Source organism: Streptomyces himastatinicus ATCC 53653 (assembly GCF_000158915.1).
GTDB classification, from domain to species: domain Bacteria; phylum Actinomycetota; class Actinomycetes; order Streptomycetales; family Streptomycetaceae; genus Streptomyces; species Streptomyces himastatinicus.
In genome coordinates this window covers 1,572,781-1,580,211 of sequence record NZ_GG657754.1, presented here as the reverse complement: position 1 = coordinate 1,580,211, position 7,431 = coordinate 1,572,781, and the positions used below count along the sequence as shown (strand labels likewise).

Here is a 7,431-nt window from a genome sequence, read left to right as displayed (position 1 = left end):
CCGGGCAGGCCGCGCGCGCCGCGATGCCCAGCCCGACCGAGCCCAGCAGCAGGGACGCGAACTCGCCGCGCCCGCGCGACCCGACGACCACCGCCTCCGCGCTCTGCCCGGCCCGCAGCAGCGCGGTCACCGGGTCGTCGGCCGCCAGATCGGTCATCACCTTCAGCGCGGGGGCGCGCCGCCCGGCCCGCTCGGCGGCGGTGGCCAGCACGGTCTCGCTGTACAGGCGCTCGGTGGGACGGTCGGCGGCGGTGGCGGGAACGTAGCCCTCGTACCGCTCCCACAGGGAGGCGTGCACGATGCGCAGGGGGAGCCGCCGCCGGGCCGCCATCGCGGCGGCCCAGTCCAGCGCGTCGGAGGCGGCGTCCGAACCGTCGACCCCGACGACCACGGGAAGCTCCACCGGGCCCACCGCCTCTCCTGTCGGCACCTGGCTGTATTCCCGCTCATTGTCCCGTCGAAGCGGCGGCCGTGACGCGGTATCGGGGCACCGGGAGTAACGGCGGCCCTGAGCCCTGAGGGGGGTGTCCCCTAACGCAGCCGCATGGCGAGCGTCACGACAGCGCCCATGGCCCCGGCGCTGATCACCAGCCGGTCGGTGACCAGACGGGTCAGCCACAGACCGCGGCCGCTGGTCGCGCCGTCCAGGCCGGGCAGGATCTGCGGGATGACGTCCTCGGAGAAGCCGGGGCCGGAGTCGCTGATCCGGCACTCCAGCTCGTCGCCCACCCGCCGCAGCAGCAGGGAGCCCGTACCGCCCGCGTGTTCGATCGCGTTGCTGGCGATTTCGTCGACGGCGAGGACGAAGTCACCGCGGCGGGCCTCGCTGAGCCCGGCCCAGGCGGCGCACTCCTCCACGAGCACGCGCAGCCGCGGCAGCTCGCCCGCGGTGAAGCGGCGGTGCAGGAGATGTTCCAGGTGTGCTCCGGCTCGGTTGGCGGACCGACGGAGAGAGTCGGCGGGCACCAGGGCCTCCCGGGGGACGAGGGCGAGCGACCTCAGGGTCGGTGAAGGAGCCGAGGGTATGGGGTGTGGGGTGCCATGGGGAGGTGTGAACACAAATGACGTGTCATATCGGCAACTCGACTGGAAATGACTAAAGGAGAGTCGGTACGCGCTCATCGGCGTATCGCTTCGGATCGGCGGCCGCTCGCACGCACGGTCACCGCCGAGGGGCGAGGCGGGGGAGGAGACGGCAGAGTGAGGCCATGATGGGACTTCTGCGCGGACTGAAGACCGAGCACCGTGAGCGGCTGATGACGCTCGCCCACGAGGTGTCCTTCCCCTCCGGTGGACGCATCTTCGAGGAGGGCCGGAAGGCCGATCGCTTCTGGATCATCCGCACCGGCGCCGTCACCCTCGACCTGCGGGTGCCCGGCCGCCGGGCCGCGGTGATCGAGACCCTGGGCCCCGGGGAGCTGATCGGCTGGTCATGGCTGTTCCCGCCGGACACCTGGCACCTGGGCGCGGAGGCGCTGAGTCCGGTGCGCGCGTACGAGTTCGACGCGGAGGCCGTACGCAGGCTGTGCGACGAGGACGCGGAGCTGGGCTACTCGCTCGCGCTGGCCTGCGCACAGGTGATCGGTCGCCGCCTCCAGGCCGCCCGCAGCCGCCTGCTGGACCTGTACGGGCCGTACGCGGGCGGCATGTCCCCCTGACCGTTCTCCACGCTCGTCTCCCCGGATCGTCCCCCTGATCGGGGCGGGGACCGCGCGCTGACGCCGCCGGGCGGGCCGGACTGCGTATCGTCGGCACCGCTGATCGCGGAGCGGCGCGCCCGAGGGCCGAATGGCCCCTTACGCCTCCGCGCGGCAGGACGTAAGAGTGGGCAACCGGATCACGACCGGCGCCCCGCGCGCTACGGAGGAGAGGGCAGTGCCCGAGACAGCCGACACCGCCGATGCCGGGGGAGTCGACCCTCCCGCCGAGCCCATCGGGGTCTTCCTGCTCGACGACCACGAGGTGGTGCGACGGGGCTTGCGCGACCTGCTGGACGCGGAGCCCGATCTCTCGGTCGTCGGCGAGGCGGCGAGCGCCCGCGAGGCCATCGCCCGCGCCCCCGCCGTACGGCCGCACGTGGCGGTGCTCGACGTACGGCTGGGCGGGTCGGGGGAGGGCGCCGACCACGAAGGGATCGCGGTCTGCCGGGAGTTGCGGGCCCGGCTGCCGGGACTGGCCTGCCTGATGCTGACGTCCTTCGACGACGACGAGGCGCTCTTCGACGCCATCATGGCCGGGGCCGCGGGCTATGTGCTCAAGCAGATCAACGGCTCCGACCTGGTGTCCGCCGTACGCACCGTCGCGGGCGGCCGGTCCATGCTCGACCCGGGCGCGACCGCCCGCGTCATGGCCCGGCTCCGCGGGCCCCAGCCGAGCACGCCCGACGAGCTGGAGCGGCTGTCCCCGCGCGAACGGGAGATCCTGGAGCTGATCGGGGACGGGCTGACCAACCGGCAGATCGCCGAGCGGCTGTTCCTCGCCGAGAAGACCGTCAAGAACCGGATCTCCTCGATCCTGTCCAAGCTGGGCGTCGGGCGGCGGATCCAGGCGGCGGTGATCGCCGAGCGGATCAGGGAGCGCGAGACGGGGCAGTGAGGGGGCGCCGGACGGGGCGGTGCGGCGGGCGCCGGTGCCGGGGTCGCGGGGGGCACGAGGCCGGCTCCCCATCCGGCCCCGCACCCCACGCCGTACGGGGCCGGCCGATCGTGGACACTCATCACCGCAGTGGAGTGAGAGCCCGGCTGCCCCGTGGTCAACCGGCTCACACCGCCGCCCAGCATCCCGCGTCCCGCCCCGGCGGGGGAGGGCCGAACGGCCCCTGGACCGGGGCCATATGGGCCGCCGCACGCCGCGCCTCTACGGCCGGCCACCGTGCCGTGGCGGCCCCGCCGGGACTACTCCAGGATCTCGACCGGGTCGCCCAGCCGCAGTGTGCCCGAGCCCTCCGGCACCATGTTCTGCCCGAAGAGCAGGGCGTCCCCGACCCGCCGGTGCCGCGCCAGCGTGCGCAGCGGCTCCTTGCCGCGCTCGCCGGTGCTCTGGTCGGTCGTGGTGATCACACAGCGGGAGCACGGCTTGGGCACCCGGAAGACGACCTCGCCGATCCTTATCCGCCGCCAGTCGTCCTCGGCCCATGGCGCGGTGCCGTCGATCACGACGTTCGGCCGGAAGCGGTTCATCGGCAAGGGGCCCTCATCGGGGTGGTCACCCTGGGCGATGAGCGAGTTGAGCGCGTGCAGCGACGCGGTGGTCGTGAGCAGCAGCGGGAACTCGTCGGCGAGGCTCACGGTCTCCCCGCCGCGCGCGTACTCCGGGGTCAGGGGCCGCCGCGCCGGGTCGTCGAGGTGGACCAGCCGCACCTCGGTGCCCAGGAAGTCGCTGAACCAGGCATCGGCTTCGGCGCCCGCCGACACCACCTCGACCTCCGTCCGCGCCAGCTTCGCGGTGAAGGTGACCGGTGACGGCACCGACGGGTCCCCCGGCCCGGGTACGGTCACGGTCAGCGGCTTCTTGCCCTCGGCGCTGAGCCGGACACCGCGGTCCGGCAGCGACTCGGCCGAGGCGAGCGCCAGCCTCGGCTGCTGGCGCTGGGTCACATAGCGCCCGTCCGGCTCGACGACCATCCATCGGCGGTCACCGGCCAGCCCCCACGGCTCCACGGCCGCGGCACCGGGCGCCGACCCCGCGACGGACTTGACGGGGTAGACGTGCAGGGCGCTCAGCTCTGGGTTGACCATGTGGAACATCCTGCCAGCAGGGTCCGACAGGCCGGACTGCCGCGGGGTGAACACAAGCCGAGGCCCGGTGGTCGAACGACGGAACACCGGCCTCGGTCTGCTGCGAAAGGGTGCGCGAAAAGTGCGCTGGGGTCAGTAGCCGCCCCCCGGCTGCTGGGGACGCCCCGGGTACTGCTGCTGACGGCCGTACGGGTCGTCGTACGGCGACGGCGAGGGAGCCGCCGGGCGGGGCGCCTGGGGGCGCGGCATCGCCGGACGCATCGCCTCGTACCCGTTCGGCGCCGCCGGACGCTGCTGCTGCGCCCCCGGGTAGCCGCGCGGGCCCGCCTGCGGCGGGATGTACGGAGAGGGCGCCTGCTGGAGCCCGCCCGGCTGCATGCCGGGCTGCATTCCGCCCTGCTGCGGCGCCTGCTGCTGATAGCCGGGCGGCGGGGTCTGCTGGGACGGGGCGGCCGGGAGCGCGGGAAGCGCCGAGGGCAGTGCCGGAAGGTGACTTCCGCTGTCATACGCGGAAGGCACCCGGATGGGTGCGATCTGAGGCGTTCCCCGCTCGGCGACAAGGCTGTCGTAGATGGGGGTGTCCGGGAAGGACGGCGAGGAGTAGTAGCCGCCGCCGTAGGTGCTGCGGGGGGAGGTCATAGACCATAAGTTAAGCCCACCATGTGCTGATTGGGGAGCCCGGTAGGAGGGTTGTTTTCAGTGTTCGGAGCGGTCGCGGACCCCCAATCGGACCGAACCCGGGAAAAACGGTCGTCAGGGTACGTTGAGATCCTGTAAAGGGCGCGTTTTCAGAGGGTCACATGCCCGTCCAGAAGATGAAGCGAACAGAAAGACAGGGGGACAGGATGGCGATGCGCAAAGGCAGCAACATCCAGGTCACGGCAGGGTCGGTGCGGGTCGAACTCGGCTGGCGGTCCGGCCCCGGAGTGCCGGACGTGGACGCTTCCGCGCTGCTGCTGGTGGCTGGAAAGGTTCGGTCCGACGAGGACTTCGTGTTCTACAACCAGGCCGTGCACGCCTCGGGCGCCGTACGGCACGAGGGCAAGCGGACCGCCGGTGACACCGTGACCGACGCCCTCGCGGTCGATCTGGGCCGCGTGGAGCCCGCGATCGAGACCGTGGTGCTCGCCGCCTCCTCGGACGGCGGAACGTTTGGCCAGGTTCCCGGCCTGTTCATCCGGGTCCTCGACGCGTCCGGCGGCGCCGAGATCGCCCGCTTCGACAGCGAGGACGCCTCCGTAGAGACCGCGTTCGTCCTCGGTGAGCTGTACCGCAGGCAGGGCGGATGGAAGTTCCGCGCGGTCGGCCAGGGGTACGGCAGTGGGCTCGCGGGCCTCGCCACCGACTACGGGATCAGCGTCGACGAACCGCAGCAGGCGCCCGCCCCCGCCTCCGTCGCCGCGCCCCCGGTCGCGCCTCCCGCGCCCCCCGCCGCACCGCCTGCCGCACCGCCCGTCGCGCCCCCGGCTCCGCCGTCGGGGCCTCCGGCCGCCGCCTTCCCGCCGCCGTCCGCGGGCGCCGCCGCGCCGTACCCGCCGCCGCCCGCGCCGGGGACCGCGCCCGCGGGGGCGCCGGTGAGCCTCAGCAAGGTCACGCTGACCAAGGAGGCGCCCGCCGTCTCGCTCACCAAGCAGGGCGGCACCTCCGGCGCCCTGCGGGTCAACCTCAACTGGCAGGTGCACAAGCAGTTCCAGGGGTGGGGCCAGAAGCTGGGCCGGGCCCTGGCGCTGCACGGCGACCTCGACCTCGACCTGGGCTGCCTGTTCGAACTCGCCGACGGCAGCAAGGGCGTGGTGCAGGCGCTCGGCAACTCCTTCGGGTCGCTGCACCAGCCGCCGTTCATCCAGCTCGACGCCGACGACCGGACCGGTGCCCGGACATCGGGCGAAAACCTCACCGTCAATCTCGACCACAAGGACGCGTTCCGCCGCATCCTCGTGTTCGTCACCATCTATGAAGGTGCACGCAGCTTCGCGAACCTGCACGCCACCGTCACTCTTCAGCCACAGTTCGGCGCGCCGGTCGACTTCTCCCTCGACGAGTGCACCGTCCCGTCCACGGTCTGCGCGCTCGCGCTCATCACCAACAACGGCGGTGACCTCGTCGTCCAGCGCGAGGCCCGCTATCTGGTGCCGGACCGCGGTGTCAGCCCGCAGCGCACCCTCGACCACGCCTACGGCTGGGGCATGAACTGGACCCCCGGCCGAAAGTGACCGTGGTCCGGGCTCAGGGCGCGGCGCTGGGGCGGGCGTAGGTGCGCCCCTTCCAGGCCGCGCCCTGCCCCCGCCAGTGCCGTACCGCCGAATCGACCGTCATCAGCAGATACAGAAGCGCCGTCAGCGGCAGCAGCGGGGCCAGCCAGAGGGTCTGCCGGTAGTAGCGCAGCATCGGGACGTACGTGGCGGCCATCAGCGCCCACGCGACGGCGCCCGCCACCAGCAGCGCCGGGCGCCCGGTGAGTGCGCCGGCGCACAGCGCCACGGGCGGCGCGAGGTACACCACCGCGAGCCCCGCTACGGTCCCCACCAGCAGCAGCGGATTGTGCCGCAGCTGGGCGTACGCGCTGCGCGACACCATCCGCCACAGCTCGCCGAGCCCCGGATACGGCCGCACGCTGTCGACTCGGTCGGCGAGGCCCAGCCAGATCGCCCCGCCGGAGCGCTTGACCGCCCGGGCGAGCGCCACGTCGTCGATGACCGCCTGCCGGATGGCCTCCGGGACCCCGGCACGCTCGGCCGCCTCCCGGCGCAGCAGGACGCAGCCGCCCGCGGCGGCCGCCCAGCGCCCCCGGCGCCGGTTGACCCAACGGAACGGGTACAGCTGGGCGAAGAAGTACACGAACGCCGGGACGATCAGCCGCTCCCAGCCGGTCGTCACCCGCAGCCGCGCCATCTGCGACACCAGGTCGAGGCCGTGGGCCCGGGCCGCCCGCACCAACTCCCGCAGCGAGTCCGGCTCATGAGCGATGTCGGCGTCCGTCAGCAGCAGAAACTCGGACTTGTGGGTGCTCTTGGCGAGCGCGATGCCGTGCCGTACCGCCCACAGCTTCCCGGTCCAGCCGGGCTCCGGCTCGCCCGGCGAGCTGACGGTCAACGGCAGCCCGCCGTCGCTGTCGGCGAGTTCGCGGGCCAGCTTTCCGGTGCCGTCGGAGCTGCCGTCGTCGATCAGGAAGACCTCGGCCGGTCCCGGATAGTCCTGGGCGAGCAGCGACGGCAGGCTCACGGGGAGGACGGCGGCCTCGTCCCGGGCGGGCACCACGATGGCCACCGAAGGCCAGTCACCCGGCGCTTCGTCGGGTGGGTCCCCGTGCTCACCCGGTGGGGTCCGGGGCAGCCGGACGTCCGTACGCCAGAAGAACCCCTGGCCCAGCAGCAGCCACAGCCACACCACCACGGCCCCGGCGGCGATCCACGTCAGCGCGCTCACCCGCCGCAGTCTGCCCGAACCCGTACCGCGGTGCCGAGGACTCGGGGCCGATCCATTAAAGTGACGGGGTGAAGATCGCGCTAATGGACTCCGGATTCGGCCTGCTGCCCACCGCGGCCGCGATGCACCGCCTTCGACCCGACGCCGATCTCGTTCTCTCCTCCGACCCCGACGGAATGCCGTGGGGGCCGCGTACTCCCGAGGACGTCACCGAACGCGCCCTGGCCTGCGCCCAGCGCCGCCGCCGCACACCGGCCGGACGCGCTGA

The 7,431-nt window shown here is 73.1% G+C and carries 8 protein-coding genes and 1 pseudogene; 4 read left to right on the top strand and 5 right to left on the bottom strand.

Annotated features, from left to right (window positions below):
• Together SSOG_RS55680 and SSOG_RS06005 are read right to left on the bottom strand one after the other, a co-directional pair.
• Nucleotides 1–430: universal stress protein (locus SSOG_RS55680; RefSeq protein ID WP_245606229.1), on the bottom strand; the 430-nt coding region annotated here is incomplete at its 3' end.
• Between the two features lie 101 nt (nt 431–531).
• Nucleotides 532–966, bottom strand: coding sequence for an ATP-binding protein (locus tag SSOG_RS06005; protein WP_086015777.1), 435 nt, complete (start codon nt 964–966; stop codon nt 532–534).
• Between the two features lie 242 nt (nt 967–1,208).
• On the opposite strand from SSOG_RS06005, the gene SSOG_RS06000 reads away from it, so the two are divergent.
• Both SSOG_RS06000 and SSOG_RS05995 read left to right on the top strand, forming a co-directional pair.
• Nucleotides 1,209–1,658, top strand: a complete 450-nt coding sequence (locus tag SSOG_RS06000; RefSeq protein WP_009713313.1) for a cyclic nucleotide-binding domain-containing protein — start codon at nt 1,209–1,211, stop codon at nt 1,656–1,658.
• A 217-nt stretch (nt 1,659–1,875) separates the two neighbouring features.
• Nucleotides 1,876–2,595: a response regulator gene (locus SSOG_RS05995; RefSeq protein WP_009713312.1), complete on the top strand. Its 720-nt coding sequence runs from the start codon at nt 1,876–1,878 to the stop codon at nt 2,593–2,595.
• A 299-nt stretch (nt 2,596–2,894) separates the two neighbouring features.
• Here SSOG_RS05995 and SSOG_RS05990 read toward each other — a convergent pair whose 3' ends face one another.
• Complete coding sequence (locus SSOG_RS05990; RefSeq protein WP_039936687.1) at nt 2,895–3,737, bottom strand: MOSC domain-containing protein; 843 nt, start codon at nt 3,735–3,737, stop codon at nt 2,895–2,897.
• Nucleotides 3,738–3,869: 132 nt separating this feature from the next.
• Nucleotides 3,870–4,376, bottom strand: a complete 507-nt coding sequence (locus tag SSOG_RS05985) for a DUF6643 family protein (protein ID WP_009713310.1) — start codon at nt 4,374–4,376, stop codon at nt 3,870–3,872.
• Between the two features lie 206 nt (nt 4,377–4,582).
• Between SSOG_RS05985 and SSOG_RS05980 the strand changes: the two genes are divergently transcribed.
• Nucleotides 4,583–5,950 carry a TerD family protein gene (locus SSOG_RS05980; RefSeq protein WP_106516359.1) on the top strand — a complete coding sequence of 456 codons (1,368 nt, stop codon included), beginning with the start codon at nt 4,583–4,585 and terminating at the stop codon, nt 5,948–5,950.
• 13 nt (nt 5,951–5,963) lie between these two features.
• Here the strand turns inward: SSOG_RS05980 and SSOG_RS05975 are convergent, their stop codons facing one another.
• Entirely contained in the window at nt 5,964–7,163 is a 1,200-nt protein-coding gene (locus SSOG_RS05975; protein ID WP_039936685.1) for a glycosyltransferase, read from the bottom strand.
• 68 nt (nt 7,164–7,231) lie between these two features.
• On the opposite strand from SSOG_RS05975, the pseudogene SSOG_RS05970 reads away from it, so the two are divergent.
• Nucleotides 7,232–7,431: pseudogene (locus SSOG_RS05970) on the top strand (glutamate racemase); the annotation flags it as partial.

Coding starts and splice junctions, on each gene's coding strand:
- SSOG_RS06000 (WP_009713313.1), top strand. CDS start 1,209: ATGATGGGACTTCTGCGCGGACTGAAGACCGAGCACCGTGAGCGGCTG.
- SSOG_RS05990 (WP_039936687.1), bottom strand. CDS start 3,737: ATGGTCAACCCAGAGCTGAGCGCCCTGCACGTCTACCCCGTCAAGTCC.
- SSOG_RS05985 (WP_009713310.1), bottom strand. CDS start 4,376: ATGACCTCCCCCCGCAGCACCTACGGCGGCGGCTACTACTCCTCGCCG.
- SSOG_RS05980 (WP_106516359.1), top strand. CDS start 4,583: ATGGCGATGCGCAAAGGCAGCAACATCCAGGTCACGGCAGGGTCGGTG.